18 protein-coding genes are annotated in these 17,286 nt (G+C 70.3%); 8 read left to right on the top strand and 10 right to left on the bottom strand.

Going from position 1 to position 17,286, the window contains the following annotated elements:
• Positions 1–557: 557 nt before the first annotated feature.
• On the bottom strand, positions 558–1,535 hold the full coding sequence (locus OHB41_RS31310; RefSeq protein ID WP_266701432.1) for a tetratricopeptide repeat protein: 978 nt from the start codon (positions 1,533–1,535) through the stop codon (positions 558–560).
• Positions 1,536–1,835: 300 nt separating this feature from the next.
• Between OHB41_RS31310 and OHB41_RS31305 the strand changes: the two genes are divergently transcribed.
• A complete protein-coding gene (locus tag OHB41_RS31305) occupies positions 1,836–2,462 on the top strand; it encodes a TetR/AcrR family transcriptional regulator (RefSeq protein ID WP_168530296.1) in 627 nt (208 codons plus the stop codon).
• Between the two features lie 251 nt (positions 2,463–2,713).
• Here OHB41_RS31305 and icmA read toward each other — a convergent pair whose 3' ends face one another.
• From icmA to OHB41_RS31280, 5 genes are all read right to left on the bottom strand, one after another.
• Positions 2,714–4,414 carry a coenzyme B12-dependent isobutyryl-CoA mutase large subunit gene (gene icmA, locus OHB41_RS31300; protein WP_266701431.1) on the bottom strand — a complete coding sequence of 567 codons (1,701 nt, stop codon included), beginning with the start codon at positions 4,412–4,414 and terminating at the stop codon, positions 2,714–2,716.
• A 129-nt stretch (positions 4,415–4,543) separates the two neighbouring features.
• On the bottom strand, positions 4,544–4,882 hold the full coding sequence (locus OHB41_RS31295) for a DUF3817 domain-containing protein (protein WP_266701430.1): 339 nt from the start codon (positions 4,880–4,882) through the stop codon (positions 4,544–4,546).
• 52 nt (positions 4,883–4,934) lie between these two features.
• Positions 4,935–5,444, bottom strand: coding sequence for a MarR family winged helix-turn-helix transcriptional regulator (locus tag OHB41_RS31290; protein WP_266701429.1), 510 nt, complete (start codon positions 5,442–5,444; stop codon positions 4,935–4,937).
• A gap of 175 nt (positions 5,445–5,619) precedes the next feature.
• Positions 5,620–5,913, bottom strand: coding sequence for an MTH1187 family thiamine-binding protein (locus OHB41_RS31285; RefSeq protein ID WP_168530292.1), 294 nt, complete (start codon positions 5,911–5,913; stop codon positions 5,620–5,622).
• Entirely contained in the window at positions 5,910–6,257 is a 348-nt protein-coding gene (locus OHB41_RS31280; RefSeq protein ID WP_168530291.1) for a DUF3817 domain-containing protein, read from the bottom strand. The genes OHB41_RS31285 and OHB41_RS31280 overlap by 4 nt, the downstream gene beginning before the upstream one ends.
• Before the next feature lie 307 nt (positions 6,258–6,564).
• Here OHB41_RS31280 and OHB41_RS31275 point away from each other — a divergent pair, with 307 nt between their 5' ends.
• The 4 genes from OHB41_RS31275 to OHB41_RS31260 all read left to right on the top strand — a co-directional run bounded on the left by OHB41_RS31275 (position 6,565) and on the right by OHB41_RS31260 (position 9,224).
• Positions 6,565–7,197 (top strand): AIM24 family protein, encoded by a 633-nt coding sequence (locus tag OHB41_RS31275; RefSeq protein WP_266701428.1) that lies wholly within the window; start codon positions 6,565–6,567, stop codon positions 7,195–7,197.
• A 1-nt stretch (position 7,198) separates the two neighbouring features.
• Positions 7,199–7,849 (top strand): AIM24 family protein, encoded by a 651-nt coding sequence (locus OHB41_RS31270; RefSeq protein WP_168530290.1) that lies wholly within the window; start codon positions 7,199–7,201, stop codon positions 7,847–7,849.
• Positions 7,846–8,655 carry an AIM24 family protein gene (locus tag OHB41_RS31265; RefSeq protein ID WP_266701427.1) on the top strand — a complete coding sequence of 270 codons (810 nt, stop codon included), beginning with the start codon at positions 7,846–7,848 and terminating at the stop codon, positions 8,653–8,655. The genes OHB41_RS31270 and OHB41_RS31265 overlap by 4 nt, the downstream gene beginning before the upstream one ends.
• A gap of 92 nt (positions 8,656–8,747) precedes the next feature.
• On the top strand, positions 8,748–9,224 hold the full coding sequence (locus OHB41_RS31260) for a MarR family winged helix-turn-helix transcriptional regulator (RefSeq protein ID WP_148010508.1): 477 nt from the start codon (positions 8,748–8,750) through the stop codon (positions 9,222–9,224).
• A gap of 205 nt (positions 9,225–9,429) precedes the next feature.
• Here the strand turns inward: OHB41_RS31260 and OHB41_RS31255 are convergent, their stop codons facing one another.
• Together OHB41_RS31255 and OHB41_RS31250 are read right to left on the bottom strand one after the other, a co-directional pair.
• Complete coding sequence (locus tag OHB41_RS31255) at positions 9,430–10,959, bottom strand: sensor histidine kinase (RefSeq protein WP_266701426.1); 1,530 nt, start codon at positions 10,957–10,959, stop codon at positions 9,430–9,432.
• Positions 10,956–11,615 carry a response regulator transcription factor gene (locus OHB41_RS31250; protein ID WP_148010506.1) on the bottom strand — a complete coding sequence of 220 codons (660 nt, stop codon included), beginning with the start codon at positions 11,613–11,615 and terminating at the stop codon, positions 10,956–10,958. Before OHB41_RS31250 ends, OHB41_RS31255 begins: the two co-directional genes overlap by 4 nt.
• A 171-nt stretch (positions 11,616–11,786) precedes the next feature.
• Between OHB41_RS31250 and OHB41_RS31245 the strand changes: the two genes are divergently transcribed.
• Both OHB41_RS31245 and OHB41_RS31240 read left to right on the top strand, forming a co-directional pair.
• Positions 11,787–12,344, top strand: coding sequence for a PepSY domain-containing protein (locus OHB41_RS31245; protein ID WP_266701425.1), 558 nt, complete (start codon positions 11,787–11,789; stop codon positions 12,342–12,344).
• A gap of 453 nt (positions 12,345–12,797) precedes the next feature.
• Entirely contained in the window at positions 12,798–14,060 is a 1,263-nt protein-coding gene (locus OHB41_RS31240; RefSeq protein ID WP_526024982.1) for an IS701 family transposase, read from the top strand.
• A 397-nt stretch (positions 14,061–14,457) separates the two neighbouring features.
• On the opposite strand, the gene meaB is transcribed toward OHB41_RS31240, so the two are convergent.
• Both meaB and OHB41_RS31230 read right to left on the bottom strand, forming a co-directional pair.
• Positions 14,458–15,414 (bottom strand): methylmalonyl Co-A mutase-associated GTPase MeaB, encoded by a 957-nt coding sequence (gene meaB / locus OHB41_RS31235; protein ID WP_266701424.1) that lies wholly within the window; start codon positions 15,412–15,414, stop codon positions 14,458–14,460.
• 57 nt (positions 15,415–15,471) lie between these two features.
• Positions 15,472–16,674, bottom strand: a complete 1,203-nt coding sequence (locus OHB41_RS31230; RefSeq protein WP_266701423.1) for an acetyl-CoA C-acetyltransferase — start codon at positions 16,672–16,674, stop codon at positions 15,472–15,474.
• A 146-nt stretch (positions 16,675–16,820) separates the two neighbouring features.
• Between OHB41_RS31230 and mce the strand changes: the two genes are divergently transcribed.
• Complete coding sequence (gene mce, locus OHB41_RS31225; RefSeq protein ID WP_266701422.1) at positions 16,821–17,261, top strand: methylmalonyl-CoA epimerase; 441 nt, start codon at positions 16,821–16,823, stop codon at positions 17,259–17,261.
• The last annotated feature ends 25 nt before the right edge of the window (positions 17,262–17,286 follow it).

Here is a 17,286-nt window from a genome sequence, read left to right as displayed (position 1 = left end):
GGGATGGGAGAAGTGCTACGTCCTCGGGAAGGAGAGCGCCCGTACTCCTCGGACGCGAACTACGCCCGAACACACCGGCGATCACCCCCGAGCGACAACCACTGGTCGCGCCTGACACACATCACGCACAACCTGCTGGACAGGCTCCGCCGAACGGCGAAGACCCCCCTGCCCAAGAGGCGGCGCCACTGCCGCCGCCCCTACCCGGTGGGGACCCAGAAAACCCCTTGACCCGATTGGGTGTCGGAGGAGGGGTAATGGACCGAGCGTCGCCGATCGTGGTGCATTCTGGCCGCCCGCACAAGGGGGTTCGTTACTCGCTAGTAACGGCCGGATAACCGAACAACGACCCGGCGGTATCGGTCGGCGACTCAGGGTGGCGCTGAGGCGGATGACAAAAAGGTTGATCCCCGGACGGAATCCGACAGATCAACGCCTCCGACTTACTCCCAGTAACAGTGGCCGCGTTTACCAAGTTTTGGTAAAACGCGGCCACTTGCCGCTCTCTCAGCGAATCTTTCACCTGGGCGTCACAAGGCCCGGCGTTTAGGAACAGGTCAGAACAGGGCCCTGGCCAGCGCCCGGCGCGCCGCGATCACTCGCGGGTCGTCGGCGCCCACCACCTCGAAGAGCTCCAGCAACCGCACCCGTACGGCGTCGCGGTCGTCGCCCGCCGTGCGCTGCACGGTGTCGATGAGCCGCCCGAACGCGTCCTCGACGTGGCCGCCCACGAGGTCCAGGTCGGCGGCGGCGATCTGCGCCTGCGCGTCCTTGGGCTTCTCCGCCGCCTCCTCGCGCACCTTGAGCGGATCGGCGCCCTGCACGCGCTGGAGCAGCTCGGCCTGCGCGAGGCCCAGCTTGGCCTCCGTGTTGCCCGGGTCGTCGCTCAGCACGTTCCGGTACGCCTGCACCGCGCCGCCGAAGTCACCCGCGTCCAGGGCCTGTACGGCCGCTTCGAGGAGCGCGTCGTACGGTCCGGCCGGCATCTCGTGCTCCACCGGGGCGGCGCCGGGCTCGGCGTCCTGGTCGACGACCAGACCCGTGAGACCGAAACGCTCCTCGGCGACCTGCACGAGCTGGTCCAGGGTCTCCCGGATCTGCGTCTCGGCGGCGGCTCCCTGGAACAGCGGCAGCGCCTGTCCCGCGACCACGGCGAAGACGGCCGGGATCCCCTGGATCCCGAACTGCTGCATCAGCATCTGGTTGGCGTCGACGTCGATCTTGGCGAGGACGAACCGGCCGGCGTACTCGGCGGCCAGCCGCTCGAGCACCGGGCTCAACTGCTTGCAGGGCTCGCACCACTCGGCCCAGAAGTCGATGACGACCGGGACCTCGGTGGACCGCTGCAGGACATCACGCTCGAATCCGGCCTCGTCGACATCGATGACGAGACTGGCGGGAGACACGGCCCCGCCTCCGCCGCCCTGCCTGGCCGCTTCGGCGCGCGCCTGCTCCGCCTTCGCCTTGGCCTCCTGGGCCGCCTTCACCGCGGCGAGGTCGACGACTCCGCTCATGGACATGTTCCGTGGCTGCATGAGTACATCCTCCCCCTTCCTCGCGCACGTGTGAAAAACGCTGTGAAAGCCGGGCCCGCAACGTCCTGATCCGTGGCGCCCGGCGTCCTGAAGTGTGCTGCTCGCGCCGGGTCCCCACCTGGCGCCTGTGGTTGCCGCTCGCGCACGGGTCATGGTGTACGAGCGTCGTCCGCAGCTTTCGCTACGGGTCGTAGCGTAACTGTCCGGGAGCGCCTTCGCCCGCCTTCCCCCGGTGATCTCCCTCACGGCTTCACAGAACCGCCGGATTTGCCCGCCCACAACGGCGGATATGGTCCTGCCATGCAGAGTCGCTCTTCCGTCCCGCGTACGGGGCGCCCGCGCAGCGCTGCCGCGGACGCCGCGATCCTGGAGGCGACGCGGGCGGCGCTGGTCGAACTGGGCTGGTCCAAGCTGACATTGGGAGATGTGGCGACCCGGGCCGGGGTCGCCAAGACGACCCTCTACCGCCGCTGGGCCGGCAAGAACGAGCTCGTGGTCGACGCGGTCGCCGTGCTCTTCGACGAACTGGAGCTGCCCGACCGCGGCAGTCTGGCGGCGGACATCGAGGGCGTGGTGCTGCAGTTCGCGGCGATCCTGGACCGGCCCGAGACGAAGACCGCCCTGATGGCGGTGGTGGCGGAGTCCACCCGTGACGAGCCCCTGCGGGAGCGGATCCGCACGTCCATCGTCGACCGGCAGAAGCGGCTCGTGGTGGAGGGGAGGGCGCGGGCCACCGCCCGGGGTGAGCTGCCGCCGGAGTCCGATCCCGAGGCGTCCGCGCGTACCGCGGATCTCATCTTCGACGTGGTCGCGGGGGCGGTGGTGCATCGCACGCTCGTCAGTGCGGAGGCTGCGGACGAGGAGTGGGTGCGGGCGTTCACCCGTGTTCTCCTGCTCGGCCTGGCGGGCGCCACCGACGCCCCCTGATCGGACGTTCTCTCGCCCCCGCCGCCCCTGCCCGCCCCCTCCGTACCTGGGGACTCCGCCCCCAGACCCCCGTTCGGCCTGAACGGCCTCGTCCTCAAACCCCGGACGGGCTGGAGATGCGAGCCCGCGCTCAAAGGCTGACGCCCGGGTAACGCGTTTCAGTCCGTCCGGCGTTTGAGGACGAGCCCTTCGGGCGACGGCGGGGGTCCAGGGGGCGGCAGCCCCCTGGCGGGGGCGAGGGAACCGGGGGTTCAGAAGCCCGCCGGCTCCGTGTACACCCCCCACTCCTCCCGGAGGGCGTCGCAGATCTCGCCCAGCGTGGCCTCCGCCCGCACCGCCTCCAGCATCGGCACGATCATGTTGGACCCGTCCCGCGCGGCGTCGAGCATCGAGCCCAGCGCGGCACGCACCCGCGCGTCGTCCCGCGCGCCCCGGCGCGTCCCCAACTCCCGTACCTGTTCCCGCTCGACCTCGTGGCTGACCCTCAGGATCTCCAGGTCGCCGGTGACCGACCCGTGGTGGACGTTCACCCCGACCACCCGCTTGTCGCCCTTCTCCAGCGCCCGCTGGTACTGGAACGCGGATTCGGCGATCTCCCCGGTGAACCAGCCGTCCTCGATCCCCCGCAGGATGCCGGAGGTGATCGGCCCGATCGGGTGCTGCCCGTCGGGGTGGGCCCGCAGCCCCCGCTCCCTGATCTGTTCGAAGATCTTCTCCGCGTCGGCCTCGATCCGGTCGGTGAGCTGCTCGACGTACCAGGAACCGCCCAGCGGGTCCGCGACGTTGGCGACGCCGGTCTCCTCCATCAGCACCTGCTGCGTCCGCAGGGCGATCTCGGCGGCCTGCTCGGACGGCAGCGCGAGCGTCTCGTCCAGGGCGTTGGTGTGGAGCGAGTTCGTGCCGCCCAGCACCGCGGCGAGTGCCTCCACCGCCGTACGGACGACGTTGTTGTACGGCTGCTGGGCCGTCAGTGAGACTCCGGCCGTCTGGGTGTGGAAGCGCAGCCACTGCGCCTTGTCGGACTTCGCGCCGTACACGTCCCGCATCCACCGTGCCCAGATCCGCCGGGCCGCCCGGAACTTGGCGATCTCCTCGAAGAAGTCGAGGTGCGCGTCGAAGAAGAAGGAGAGGCCGGAGGCGAAGACGTCCACGTCCAGGCCACGGGAGAGGCCCAGTTCCACGTACCCGAAACCGTCCGCCAGCGTGTACGCCAGTTCCTGCGCGGCCGTGGAGCCCGCCTCCCGGATGTGGTACCCGGAGACGGACAGCGGCTTGTAGGCGGGGATCTTCGAGGCGCAGTGCTCCATCAGGTCACCGATGAGGCGCAGGTGGGGCTCGGGTTCGAAGAGCCACTCCTTCTGGGCGATGTACTCCTTGAAGATGTCGGTCTGGAGCGTGCCGTTCAGGACGGCGGGGTCCACGCCCTGGCGCTCCGCGGCGACCAGGTACATGCAGAAGACGGGCACGGCCGGGCCGCTGATCGTCATCGACGTGGTGACGTCACCGAGCGGGATGTCCTTGAACAGGACCTCCATGTCGGCGGCGGAGTCGATCGCGACCCCGCAGTGCCCGACCTCGCCGAGCGCGCGGGGGTCGTCGGAGTCGCGCCCCATGAGGGTCGGCATGTCGAAGGCGACCGAGAGACCGCCGCCGCCCGCGGCGAGGATCATCTTGTACCGCTCGTTGGTCTGCTCGGCGTTACCGAATCCGGCGAACTGCCGGATCGTCCACGTGCGCCCTCGGTAGCCGGTCGGGTGGAGCCCGCGGGTGAAGGGGTACTCGCCGGGCCATCCGATCCGCTCGAAGCCGTCGTACGTGTCCCCGGGCCGAGGCCCGTACACCGGCTCCACGGGGTCGCCGGAGAGCGTGGTGAAGTCCGCGTCGCGCTTGCGCGATGCGTCGTACCGGGCCTGCCAGCGTCGGCGGCCCTCTTCGATGGCGTCAGCGTCCATGCCTTCAAATTTACTAGGACGTCCTAGTAAATGTCGATGGGAAACCGCCACGGACCACACCGACGGCGGTACGGAGGGTCCGGTGGCGGCAGGCGTCCCGGGGCGTTGCGGCTGGTACGGCGGCCCGGACTAGGCCTTGGCGACCACGGGGGAATCGTCCGTGATCTTCGACTCCAGCTCGCGGCTGACCTTGCGCTCCACGAAGAACGCCGCCGTCGGGATCGTCCCGGCCAGCAGCACCCACAGCTGCTTGCCGACCGGCCACTTCGCCTTGGCGCCCAGGTCGAAGGCGAACACGAGGTAGACGACGTAGAGCCAGCCGTGCGCGATGGCGACGACGCGGGTGAAGTCCACGGCACCGTTCATGTCGAGCACGTACTTGGCGATCACACCGAGGGTCAGCAGGACCAGCAGCACACCGGTGACGTAGGCCATCACGCGGTAGCGGGTCAGCACGCTCTTCTTCATGCGTACGAGCGTAACGGCCCCTTTTGCGCGATCTTCGCGCGCCCCTGCCCGTCTACTCGTCGTCGAAGTCGTGCGCCGAGACCCGCAGCGGCCGCAGCATCGCGAAGATCTCCCCGCACTCCTCGGAGTCGTACACCCCGAGCCCGAAGTCCATCTCCATCAGGTCGCGGGTCGCCGCGTCGCAGACCTCGCGGCCCTTCTCGGTGATGGAGGCGAGCGTGCCCCGCCCGTCGTTGGGGTTGGGCCGCTTGTCGACGAGCCCGGACCGCACCAGGCGGTCCACGGTGTTCGTGACGGAGGTGGGGTGCACCATCAGCCGCTCGCCGATCTTGGACATCGGCAGTTCGCCGGCCTTGGAGAAGGTGAGCAGCACCAGGGCCTCGTAGCGCGCGAAGGTCAGTCCGTACGGCTTGACGACCGCGTCGACCTCGGCGAGCAGGATCTGGTGTGCGCGCATGATCGAGGTGATCGCGGCCATGGACGGCACGGATCCCCAGCGCTGTTGCCAGAGTTCGTCGGCGCGGGCGATGGGATCGAAGGCAAGGCTGAGCGGCTTCGGCACGGCATGAGACCTTACCCGCCGGTCATATCGTGGTCTGCCCCGTCTCGCCTATCGGTCGCGCATACGTTCCCGTAACGCGTGGACGGCGGCCGGCGGCCGCTCGAGCCGCCGGGCGCGCGGAACCCCGGCCCACTGTGGACCGGGGTTCCGGGTGCCGGCGGTGTTCGGGCGGGGACTAGGCGGACAGATGCCGCTCGACCGTCTCCACCTTCGAGGTCAGACCGTCCGTGACGCCGGGGCGGATGTCCGCCTTGAGGACGACGGAGACGCGCGGCGCCCGGGCCTCGACGGCGGCGACGGCACGCTTGACCACGTCCATCACCTCGTCCCACTCCCCCTCGACGGAGGTGAACATGGCGTCGGTGCGGTTCGGCAGCCCCGACGCCCGGACGACCCGGACGGCGTCGGCGACGTACTCCCCCACGTCCTCGCCGACACCGAGCGGCGTCACGGAGAAGGCGACGATCACGACGACCCCACGACTCCCTCGCGGCGGGCGCGGGAGGCGATGACCGCGTCCTCGGTCTCGCGCCGCAGCTTGCGCTCGGCGAAGAACCCGCCGGTGGGCAGCACGGAGAGGACGAAGTAGAGGATCCCGGTCCCGGCGCTCCACCGCGCGCGGTTCCAGGCGTCCGCCCAGAAGATCACGTAGAGGATGAAGAGCACACCGTGGATCGCGCCCATGACGGGCACCGCGTTGAAGTCCGTGGTCCGCTTCAGTACCGAGCAGACGAGCAGCAGCAGGAAGGAGACGGCCTCGGGGGCCGAGACCAGGCGGAGGCGGCGGAGGGCGGTGGCGGTCTTTATGTCCACGGGTCACCTTCGGTGGGTTCGGGGGGAGAGTCGTGGTCGTCCAGGCTCTGAGCTTTGTGAACGCAAGCACAAGGCCCCGGCCATTGTGGCACCCGGGACGCGGCACCCCGGCCCGGGGGTGGCGGACGGCGCGCCCCGCGCGGCTCGGACGTACTCGGGTTTTCGCCCGGTGCGGCGAGAGGGCGTGCCAGGCGCCGCGAGGCAGGCGGGACTTTCGCAACACGACCTAGGGGTCCGCTCAGGGATGAGATCCACCCGTGGCCCCTGTCCCCCTCCGCAACCGGCGGCTACCGTCACAACTGTGGCGATGTTCCGACTTCAAGGCAGCAAGGTGCTGGCCGTCGACATGACCGGGGACGCCGTGAAGGCGAAGAACGGCTCGATGGTCGCGTACGACGGTCAGATGGCCTTCAAGAAGCTGAGCGGCGGCGGTGAGGGGATCCGCGGGATGGTGACGCGGCGCCTGACCGGCGAGCAGATGACGGTGATGGAGGTGAAGGGGCACGGGACCTGCTGGTTCGCGGACCGGGCGAGCGAGATCAACCTGGTGAGCCTGCGGGGCGACAAGCTGTACGTCGAGTCCAGCAATCTCCTCGCGACCGACGCCGGGCTGCGCACGGGCACGACCTTCACGGGGCTGCGCGGCGCCTCCCAGGGCAACGGTCTGTTCACGACCACCGTCGAGGGCCACGGCCAGGCGGCGATCATGTCCGACGGGCCGGCGGTGGTGCTGCGCGTCAGCTCCCAGTACCCGCTGACGGTGGACCCGGGCGCGTACATCGCGCACCAGGGCAACGTCAGGCAGTCCTTCCAGGCCGGTGTGACGTTCCGCACATTCATGGGCGAGGGCGGCGGCGAGGCCTTCCAGATCCGCTTCGAGGGCGACGGCCTGGTCTACGTACAGCCCAGTGAGCGCAACACGATCGCGGGGGATCTGTGACATGCCGTTCCGCGAAGTGAACTCCAAGATGATCGAGGCGACGGTCCTGCCGGGCCAGCGCCTGTTCAGTCAGCGCGGCGCGATGCTCGCCTACAAGGGCGAGGTGTCCTTCACGCCCAACATCCAGGGCGGCCAGGGCGGGGTCATGTCGATGCTCGGCCGCCGGGTCGCGGGCGAGGCCACCCCGCTGATGACCGTCGAGGGCAGCGGCACGGTCCTGTTCGGGCACGGCGGCCATCACATCCAGGTGATCAGCCTCACGGGCGACACGCTCTACGTCGAGGCGGACCGGCTGCTGGCCTTCGACGGCACGCTCCAGCAGGGCACGATGTTCCTGGGCTCGCAGGGCGGGGTCATGGGCATGGTCCGCGGCCAGGTGACGGGCCAGGGCCTGTTCACCACAACCCTCAAGGGACACGGCGCGGTCGCAGTGATGGCGCACGGCGGGGTCATCGAGGTGCCGATCACCCCGCAGCGCCCGGTCCACGTCGACCCGCAGGCGTACGTCGCGCACCACGGCGACGTACGCAACAAGCTGTCCACGGCGCTCGGCTGGCGCGACATGGTGGGCCGCGGCTCGGGCGAGGCGTTCCAGCTGGAGCTGAGCGGCAGTGGTGCGGTGTACGTCCAGGCCTCGGAGGAGAAGCTGTGAGCGCGTACGGGACTCCCGGTGGCCCCACGGTCCACGACCCCATGACGTTGCCCGCCGACGACAACGTCAACAAGTACACCTTCTGCGTGGAGCTCAAGGGGAGCCAGTGGTTCCTGCAGAAGGGCAAGATGATCGCCTACTACGGGTCGATGGAGTTCAACGGCGTCGGACACGGCCGACTCGACCGACTTGTCCGTTCGTCGTTCCATTCGCCTCTGCACGCGAGCGACTGGGTGGTGGCCGACGGTTCGGGCAAGATGCTCCTCGCCGACCGGGCCTTCGACGTGAATTCGTACGACCTGGACGACGGCAACCTGACCATTCGCTCGGGCAACCTGCTCGCTTTTCAGCCAAGTCTCGCGCTCAAGCAGTCGATCGTGCCGGGCTTTCTGACACTCATCGGAACCGGCAAGTTCGTGGCGGCATCGAACGGTCCGGTGGTGTTCATGGAACCCCCGATCCGGGTGGACCCTCAGGCACTGGTGGGCTGGGCCGACTGCCCGTCCCCGTGTCATCACTACGACCACGGGTACATGACGGGCGTCATGGGCGGCCTACGTGCACTGACAGGCCTTGGCGGGGCCTCCGGAGAGGAGCATCAGTTCGAGTTCGTCGGAGCCGGCACCGTGCTGCTCCAGTCCACGGAGATCCTGATGGCCGAGCAGGCCACCGGGGCCGTTCCGCACGAGCCGGGAGTGCCCGGCGCCGGCGGCACACCCGGTCACCAGGGCCAGCACGGACAGCAGTCCGCGGCACCGCGCCTTCCCGGACAGCTCGGAGACCTCCAGCGTCGCTTCGGGCTGTGAGCGGTAGTCTGCGGAGTGTGACATCGAACGCGTGCGCACCGTCACACCACCCTCACTAGTTCGCATTTCAACATTTTAGGTAGACTTCATTCATGGAGACCGAGACGGCCACGCGCTGGCTGACCGATGCGGAGCAGTGCGCCTGGCGCACCCACCTGGAGGTCAACAGGCTGTTGACGTACCAGCTCGAGAGGGACCTGCAGCCGTTCGGGCTGACGATGAACGACTACGAGATCCTGGTGAACCTCTCCGAATCGGAGGGCGTCCGGCTGCGGATGAGCGACCTCGCGGCCGCCACCCTCCAGTCGAAGAGCCGCCTCTCGCACCAGATCACCCGCATGGAGAACGCGGACCTGGTCAGGCGGGAGAACTGCGAGTCCGACCGCCGGGGTCTGTACGCCGTCCTCACCGAGCACGGCCTGGAGACGATGAAGAAGGTCGCCCCGCACCATGTGGCGTCCGTCCGCAGGCACTTCATGGACCTGCTGTCCCCCGAGGCCCTGGAAGAACTGCACAAGTCCCTGCAGCCGATCGCGGAACACCTGCGGGGGCAACGCGGCAAGCCGTGACGCTCCGCGGGGACGCGGGAACGCGGGGACGCGCGCTGCGTGAGCGCACGCCCCGTAGGGGCCGGACACGTGCGGCGTGAGCGCGGACACCTGAGCCTCGGACGCGGGATCACAGCGTCGGAGTCAGCGGAACGGCGGCAGCGGCAGCGGCAGCGGCAGCGGCAGCGGCAGGACGCCGCTCTCCGCTTCCCGGTTCCGCTCCGCGTCAGGCGGCGGGGCCGGGCAGCCGGAGTGTGAAGAGCGCTCCGCCTCCCCGGGCTTCGCCGACGGTGAGTGTGCCGCCGTGGCGCAGTGCCACATCGCGGGCGATGGCGAGGCCCAGACCGGCCCCGCCGTCGTCCCGGCTGCGGGCCTCGTCGAGCCGCACGAACCGCTCGAAGATCCGCTCGCGATCGTCGGCGGGGACACCCGCGCCGTCGTCGGCGACCTCCAGAACGGCCCACGGGCCCTCGGTACGCAGGGTGACCGCGACCCGGCTGCGCGCATGCCGCCGGGCGTTGTCCAGCAGATTGCCGAGCAGCCGCACCAACTGCCCCCGGGATCCGACGACTTCGGCGCTCGCGCCCTCCACCGTCACCCCCGGGCGCCGGGACACCTCCTCCCGGGCGAGCGCCGTCAGGTCGAACCGGGTGCCCGAGGGCCGCTCCCCCGCGTCCAGCCGGGCGAGCAGCAGCAGATCGGCGGCGAGCCGCTGCAGCCGTACGGTGTCCTCGACGGCCCCTGTCACATCCAGCAGTTCCGGGTGCGCGGCGCCCACTTCGAGCTGGGTGCGCAGGGAGGCGATGGGGCTGCGCAGTTCGTGCGAGGCGTCGGCGACGAACCGGCGCTGCCGCTCGACGGACGTCTCCAGCGCGGCCAGCGTCTCGTTGGTGGTCCGTGCCAGGCCGGCGACCTCGTCCTGGGTATCCGGCACGGGCACGCGCCGTGCGAGGTCCTCGGAGGCCGTGATGGCGGCCATCTCGCTCCGGATGCCCTCGACGGGCCGCAGTGCGCGCCGGGTGACCCGCCAGGTCACGGCGGCCACCACCGCCAGCAACAGCGGGAACCCGATCAGCATGACCGTCAGGGCCGTGCGTACGGCGCCCTGTTCGGCGGAGAGCGGTGCGCCGGCGTACACGGTCAGCGCGCCCTTGCTCTTGACGCTCACCTCGACGGCGGCGAACCGGTAGTCCGCCGTGTCCCCGTCGAGCGTGGCGGACCCCTCGCTGAAGCTCACCTCGGCGCCGATCTGGCCGGGTTCGAGAGAGGAGTAGTCGTCGTCCTCGCCGCCGCCGCGCCCCCGCCCGTCCTTCCCCCGGCCGTCGCCGCCTTCGTCGTCCCCGCTCGTGTCGCCGCCTTTGTCCTCGCCTCCGTGGTCGTCGCCGCTCTTGTCGTCCGCAGCGTCACCGGCGCTCCCCGCGGGGGCCGTCTGCCGGGGCCGCGGCTTCACCGCGAGGGTCCCCGTGCCGCTGATCCGCCGCAGATCCTCGCTGGCGGCGACCAGTACGCCCTTCGCGTCGACCACCTGGACGGGACGCTGGTCGTCGTCCAGCCGCAGCCGGTCGTAGGACGCCCCGCCGGACAGGTCCGCCGCGACCTCGCGGGCGCTGCGCTCCGCCTGGGTGCCGGCCTGGCCGTTCAGGTTGGACCGCAGGGACAGCAGGACCGCGGTGCCCGCGGCCACGAGCGCGATGGCCACCACGACGGTCGCGCCGAGCGTGGCCTTGGCCCGGACGGATCCGAAGAGCCGTCTCATCGCGCTTCCAGCCGGTAGCCGGCCCCGCGCACCGTCCGGATGAACGCCGCCCCGAGCTTGCGCCGCAGGGTGCTCACGTAGACCTCGACTATGTTCGGGTCCCCGTCGTAGGCGAAGTCCCAGACGTGTTCGAGGATCTCGGCCTTCGAGACGACCTGTCCGGCCCGCAGCACGAGCTGCTCCAGGACCGAGAACTCCTTGGCCGTGAGGGCGACCTCGTCCGCGCCGCGGAAGACGCGCCGGGCGGCGGTGTCGACGGTCAGCTCGCCCAGGACCCGCACCGGGGGGTGGGCGGCCCGCCCGCGCCGCAGCAGCGCCTTCACCCGGGCCACCAGCACCACGTACGAGAACGGCTTGGTCAGGTAGTCGTCGGCGCCCGTGTCCAGCCCCTCCGCCTCGTCGTACTCGCCGTCCTTCGCGGTGAGCATGAGGATCGGCACGTCGTGTCCGGCGGCGCGCAGTGCGGCGCAGACGCGATAGCCGTTCATGCCGGGCAGCATGATGTCGAGGACGACGAGGTCGTAGGCGCCCTCGCTCGCCCGGTGCAGTCCCTCGGCTCCGTCGTGGACGACGTCCACGGCGTACCCCTCGGCCGTCAGTCCCTTGGCGAGCGACAGGGCCAGCCGCTTCTCGTCCTCCACGATCAACAGGCGCATGCGCCCAGCGTCCCAAACCGAACCTGAAGAAGTCTTCAGGCGGCTTCAGGCTGCGTTCAGCGACCCTCGCCGACATTGGTTCCCGTCGGCAACGCAGCAACGCACCGGACGACTTGGGGCCGGTCTCACCCGGATCGCCCGAAGAAGTCCGGCACATCAGGAGGAACCGATATGAAGCGCAACATCGTCATCGCCACCGTGGCGGCCGCGGCCCTGATCGGGGGCGGCACGGCGACGGCGCTCGCCGTCACGGACGACGGCACGGCCCCCGCCCTCCGGTCGTCGCCTCGGGCGGCGGACGACGACCGAGCGGACCACGTGCGCCACGACGGCGACACCCGTACGGACGACCGGACGGGGACGGACGACCGGACCGGGGCGGACGACCGGACCGGGGCGGACGATCCCACCCGGACGGACGACCACCCTCACCCGGACGACCGCACCCGAACGGGGCATCACGCTTCCGGCACGGACGATCACGGCGACGACGCCGCACGGTTGAGGTCCGCCCGGGTGACGGCGGCCGAAGCCCTCGCCACGGCGCTGCGCCACACGCCGGGCACCGCCGCCTCCGCCGACCTGGACGACGACCGCTCCACCCCGACGTGGGAGATCGGGATCCTCGCCACCGGCGGCACCTGGTACGAGGTACGCGTCGACGCGGGCACGGGCAAGGTCGTCTCCTCCCGCACGGAGCCGGGGCACCGGGGCGGCCGGGACGACTGACTCCACGGTCGTCCCGTACGGGGTCCTGGCGGGGCCGCGGGCAGGGCGGGTGGCCCTCCTTCCGCAGGCGGCGGGGCGGGAGGGGGCCACCCGTCCGGGGCACGGCGAAACGGAGAGACCAACGGTCCCGGACCCGGCGTCCCGGCACGACGAAGGATGCGACCACCCGTCCTGGACCCGGCCGAGCCGAACGGCCACCCGCCCCGGGACACCGCAAGGAAAGCGCCCTACCGTCCCGGAATCGACCCACCATGGGCCCATCCGTCCCGGAATCGACGGGCTGGAAGGCCGATCATCCCGGGGACGGTAGGGCGAAAGACCAACCGTCGCGGGGGCACGGTGGAAGACCGACCGCTCCGGCGGACCGCGCGGCAAAAGACCCACCTTCTTAGTAGGGCTTCGTTAGGTACCCCAACTGCCGCCTGTTGGGTAGCGTGTGATCTTGTATCGGGTGTGACACCTGAGGAGATGGACGAGGTCCGTCCGCGCTTGGAGGCGTTCGCGGCCGAGATGCTCGGCTCGCTCGCGCGGCGGGACCAGCGGGCCAAGGGCGAGCTGTATGTGCGCGGGCTGATGCTGGATGGCAAACGGAAGTCGATGCAGCCGATGGCTGAGCGCCTGCGTGTGGACCACCAGCAGTTGCAGCAGTTCGTCTCCTCCTCCACCTGGGACTACGTCGAGGTGCGACGGCGGGTGGCCCGGTGGGCGGCGGCGCACATCGCCCCGGAGGCGTACGCGATCGACGACACCGGTTTCCCCAAGGACGGCTACGACTCCCCAGGGGTGGCCCGGATGTATTGCGGCGCCTTGGGCAAGCGCGGCAACTGCCAGATAGGGGTGAGCGTCAACCTGGTGTCCGACCGCGCCTCGGCGGCGGTGGACTGGCGGTTGTTCATCCCTGAGAGCTGGGACGATGCCGAAAACAGCGGCGATACGCTGCTGGCGGAGGCGATCCGGCGTCGGCGGGCGAGGGCGGGCATCCCTGACCGGGTCCGACACCGCGAGAAGTGGCGCCAGGCGCTGGAGATGCTCGACGAAGTTCGCAATCAGTGGGAACTGCCGGATCTGCCGGTGGTCGCCGATGCCGGTTACGGCGATACCACCGGCTTCCGCCTGGGCCTGACCGAGCGTGGCCTGGCCTACGCGGTCGCCGTCAAGGGCACCACGAGCGCCTACCCGGGTGACGTGCGGCCCGAGCGCCCGCCCTACAGCGGCCGGGGCCGCCCGCCCCGGCCCGCCTACCCGATGCCGCACAGCAGCCTGCGCGATCTCGTCCTGGCCGCGGGACGAAGAGCCGCTCGCACCGTCACCTGGCGTCAGGGCAGCAAGATGGGCCCGCGCAACCCGCGCGCCGAGATGCGCTCGCGCTTCGTGGCCCTGCGCGTGCGCCCGGCCAACCGCGACATCCCCCGTGATGTCGACGGCAGTCTGCCCGAGTGCTGGCTGCTGGCCGAATGGCCACCCGGCGCCGCCGAGCCGACCGACTACTGGCTCTCCACCCTGCCCGCCGACACCCCGCTACGCGAACTGGTCCGTATCGCCAAGATCAGATGGCGCATCGAGCACGACTACCGGGAATTGAAAGACGGCCTGGGCCTGGACCACTTCGAAGGCCGCACCTACCTCGGCTGGCACCGCCACGTCACCCTCACAGCCCTCGCCCAGGCCTTCTGTACCATGCTCCGCCTCGACCCAAAAGTCCCTGCGCCGGCCTGACCCTCTACGCGGTCCTCCGCGAGTTACAGAAGATCCTGGCCACCTGGACCGGCGCCTGCTCGATATGCGGCCAACCCACACCCACACCCCACCACAGGACCTAACGAAGCCCTATTAGGGACGTCTCTCGAAAGACCGACCGCTCCGGGGGCCTCAGGGCCCGAAGGCCCGGCGCCCGAAAGCGGCACGGTCGCAGACCCGGCTGTCCCGAAAGCGGCGCGGTCGCAGACCCGGGCGTCCCGAGGGCAGCGGGATCAGAAAGCCCACCGTCCCGAGAACGCCGCGGTCGCAGACCCCGACCGTCCCGAGAGCGGCGGGAGCACAAGGTCTGCCGTCCCGCCGCCAAGCCGCCGGAGGGTCCCGCGGCCAAGCCGCCGGAGGCTCCGTCAGGCCTCGGTCAGGCCTCGGTCAGGCCCTCCACCAGCGTGTCGGCGGCTCGGTAGGGGTCGAGTTCCCCGGCGACGATCCGTTCCGCCAGCGCGCTCAGGCGGCGGTCGCCGTGCAGGTCGCCGATGCGCCGGCGCAGGGCCGTGACCGCGATCGTCTCGACCTCCTGGGAGGCCCGGGCGAGCCGGCGCTCGGCGAGGACGCCGTGCTCCTCCATCCAGGCGCGGTGCTTCTCCAGGGCCTCGACGACCTCGTCGATGCCCTCGCCGCGCGCCGCGACCGTCTTGACGATCGGCGGGCGCCAGTCCCCGGGCCCGCGGGACTCACCGAGGCCGAGCATGTGGTTCAGCTCGCGCGCGGTCGCGTCGGCGCCGTCCCGGTCGGCCTTGTTGACCACGTACACGTCGCCGATCTCCAGGATTCCGGCCTTCGCCGCCTGGATGCCGTCCCCCATGCCGGGGGCGAGCAGCACGACCGAGGTGTCCGCCCGGGACGCGATCTCGACCTCCGACTGGCCCACGCCGACGGTCTCGACCAGGATCACGTCGCAGCCCGCCGCGTCCAGGACGCGGATCGCCTGGGGGGCCGCCCAGGCCAGCCCACCGAGGTGACCGCGGGTCGCCATCGAGCGGATGTACACACCGGGATCCGAGGCGTGCTCGGACATCCGGACCCGGTCGCCGAGCAGCGCGCCCCCGGAGAACGGGGACGAGGGGTCGACGGCCAGGACACCGACCCGCCTGCCCTGTCGCCGGTAGGCGGTCACCAGCGCCGAGGTCGACGTCGACTTGCCGACTCCCGGCGACCCGGTGAGCCCGACCACGTACGCCCCGCCGGCCAGCGGAGCCAGCGCCGCCATCACCTCACGCAGCTGCGGGGACGCCCCCTCCACCAGGGAGATCAGCCGGGCCACGGCCCGCGGCCGGCCTTCCCTGGCCTGGGCCACCAGCGAGGAGACGTCCTGCATCACAGCTCCGTTCAGAGTCGTACGAAACAACGCGGCGGCACATCCGCGGCGCGGTACCTACGCCGTGGGTACCCGCACGATCAGCGCGTCACCCTGACCGCCGCCACCGCACAGCGCCGCCGCGCCCACGCCGCCGCCGCGCCGCTTCAGCTCCAGCGCCAGGTGCAGTACGAGACGGGCGCCGGACATGCCGATCGGGTGACCCAGGGCGATCGCGCCACCGTTGACGTTCACCTTTTCCGTGGTCACGCCGAGATCCTTCATCGACTGCACGGCGACCGCCGCGAACGCCTCGTTGATCTCGATCAGGTCGAGGTCCGAGACGTCCAGGCCCTCCTTCTTCAGGGCGTGCAGGATCGCGTTCGACGGCTGCGACTGCAAAGAGTTGTCCGGTCCGGCCACGTTCCCGTGCGCGCCGATCTCGGCGATCCACTCCAGGCCGAGCTCCTGCGCCTTGGCCTTGCTCATCACGACCACGGCCGCCGCGCCGTCCGAGATCTGCGAGGAGGAGCCGGCCGTGATCGTGCCGTCCCTGGTGAACGCGGGACGCAGCTTGCCGAGCGACTCCGCCGTGGTCTCGGCGCGGATGCCCTCGTCCTGGCTGAAGACGACGGGCTCGCCCTTGCGCTGCGGAATCTCCACCGGCGTGATCTCCGCCTCGAAGACGCCGTTCTTCTGGGCGGCCGCCGCACGCTGGTGGGAGAGGGCGGCGACCTCGTCCTGCGCCGGACGGGCGATGCCGAGGCGCGTGTTGTGCTTCTCCGTGGACTCGCCCATGGCGATGTTCTCGAAGGCGTCGGTCAGACCGTCGTGCGCCATGGCGTCGAGCATCTCGATGGCGCCGTACTTGAAGCCCTCACGGGACTTCGGGAGCAGGTGGGGCGCGTTCGTCATGGACTCCTGGCCGCCCGCGACCACGACGTCGAACTCACCGGCCCGGATCAACTGGTCCGCGAGGGCGATGGCGTCCAGGCCCGACAGACACACCTTGTTGATCGTGAGCGCCGGGACGCTCATGGGGATGCCCGCCTTGACGGCCGCCTGCCGCGCCGGGATCTGCCCCGCCCCGGCCTGCAGCACCTGGCCCATGATCACGTACTGCACCTGGTCACCGCCGATCCCCGCACGGTCGAGGGCGGCCTTGATCGCGAATCCTCCGAGGTCGGCTCCGGAGAAGGACTTCAGCGAGCCGAGCAACCGCCCCATCGGGGTGCGGGCACCCGCGACGATCACGGAGGTCGTGCTGTTCGTTCCAGACATGAGGTGCGATCCCCTTCCAGCTTGCACAGCTGAGGAGTGAACGAGGGTTTACTTGAATGTACTGAGCGGTAGGCCACCCGTCATCCGGCTGTCAGTGTGATCGCGCGCACGTTGCGTAACCGCCGCGGGAGCGCTGCACTGGCTCCATGCTGACGCGAATCGACCACATCGGGATCGCCTGCTTCGACCTCGACAGGACCGTCGAGTTCTACCGGGCCACGTACGGCTTCGAAGTCTTCCACTCCGAGGTCAACGAGGAGCAGGGCGTGCGCGAGGCCATGCTCAAGATCAACGAGACGTCCGACGGCGGCGCCTCCTACCTCCAGCTCCTGGAGCCGACCCGCGAGGACTCGGCCGTCGGGAAGTGGCTGGCGAAGAACGGCGAGGGTGTCCATCACATCGCCTTCGGCACGGCGGACGTCGACGCCGACGCGGGCGACATCAGGGACAAAGGCGTACGCGTCCTCTACGACGAGCCGCGACGCGGCTCCATGGGGTCACGAATCACCTTCCTTCACCCCAAGGATTGCCACGGTGTGCTGACAGAACTGGTCACTTCGGCGGCTGTTGAGTCACCTGAGCACTGACCTCCGTATATCTGGGCCGGTAGGG

This window comes from Streptomyces sp. NBC_01571 (genome assembly GCF_026339875.1).
In the GTDB taxonomy this organism is placed as follows: Bacteria; Actinomycetota; Actinomycetes; order Streptomycetales; family Streptomycetaceae; genus Streptomyces.
The sequence above is the reverse complement of the archived record's forward strand: the minus strand, read 5'-3'. Positions and strand labels throughout refer to the sequence as shown.

What these genes read in the sequence shown, in the direction of transcription:
- OHB41_RS31260 (WP_148010508.1), top strand. Translation starts at nt 8,748, where the DNA reads ATGGAGACCGAGACGGCCACGCGCTGGCTGACCGATGCGGAGCAGTGC.
- OHB41_RS31275 (WP_266701428.1), top strand. Translation starts at nt 6,565, where the DNA reads ATGTTCCGACTTCAAGGCAGCAAGGTGCTGGCCGTCGACATGACCGGG.
- OHB41_RS31230 (WP_266701423.1), bottom strand. Translation starts at nt 16,674, where the DNA reads ATGTCTGGAACGAACAGCACGACCTCCGTGATCGTCGCGGGTGCCCGC.
- OHB41_RS31305 (WP_168530296.1), top strand. Translation starts at nt 1,836, where the DNA reads ATGCAGAGTCGCTCTTCCGTCCCGCGTACGGGGCGCCCGCGCAGCGCT.
- OHB41_RS31310 (WP_266701432.1), bottom strand. Translation starts at nt 1,535, where the DNA reads ATGCAGCCACGGAACATGTCCATGAGCGGAGTCGTCGACCTCGCCGCG.
- icmA (WP_266701431.1), bottom strand. Translation starts at nt 4,414, where the DNA reads ATGGACGCTGACGCCATCGAAGAGGGCCGCCGACGCTGGCAGGCCCGG.
- OHB41_RS31250 (WP_148010506.1), bottom strand. Translation starts at nt 11,615, where the DNA reads ATGCGCCTGTTGATCGTGGAGGACGAGAAGCGGCTGGCCCTGTCGCTC.
- OHB41_RS31245 (WP_266701425.1), top strand. Translation starts at nt 11,787, where the DNA reads ATGAAGCGCAACATCGTCATCGCCACCGTGGCGGCCGCGGCCCTGATC.
- mce (WP_266701422.1), top strand. Translation starts at nt 16,821, where the DNA reads ATGCTGACGCGAATCGACCACATCGGGATCGCCTGCTTCGACCTCGAC.
- meaB (WP_266701424.1), bottom strand. Translation starts at nt 15,414, where the DNA reads ATGCAGGACGTCTCCTCGCTGGTGGCCCAGGCCAGGGAAGGCCGGCCG.
- OHB41_RS31255 (WP_266701426.1), bottom strand. Translation starts at nt 10,959, where the DNA reads ATGAGACGGCTCTTCGGATCCGTCCGGGCCAAGGCCACGCTCGGCGCG.
- OHB41_RS31270 (WP_168530290.1), top strand. Translation starts at nt 7,199, where the DNA reads ATGCCGTTCCGCGAAGTGAACTCCAAGATGATCGAGGCGACGGTCCTG.
- OHB41_RS31295 (WP_266701430.1), bottom strand. Translation starts at nt 4,882, where the DNA reads ATGAAGAAGAGCGTGCTGACCCGCTACCGCGTGATGGCCTACGTCACC.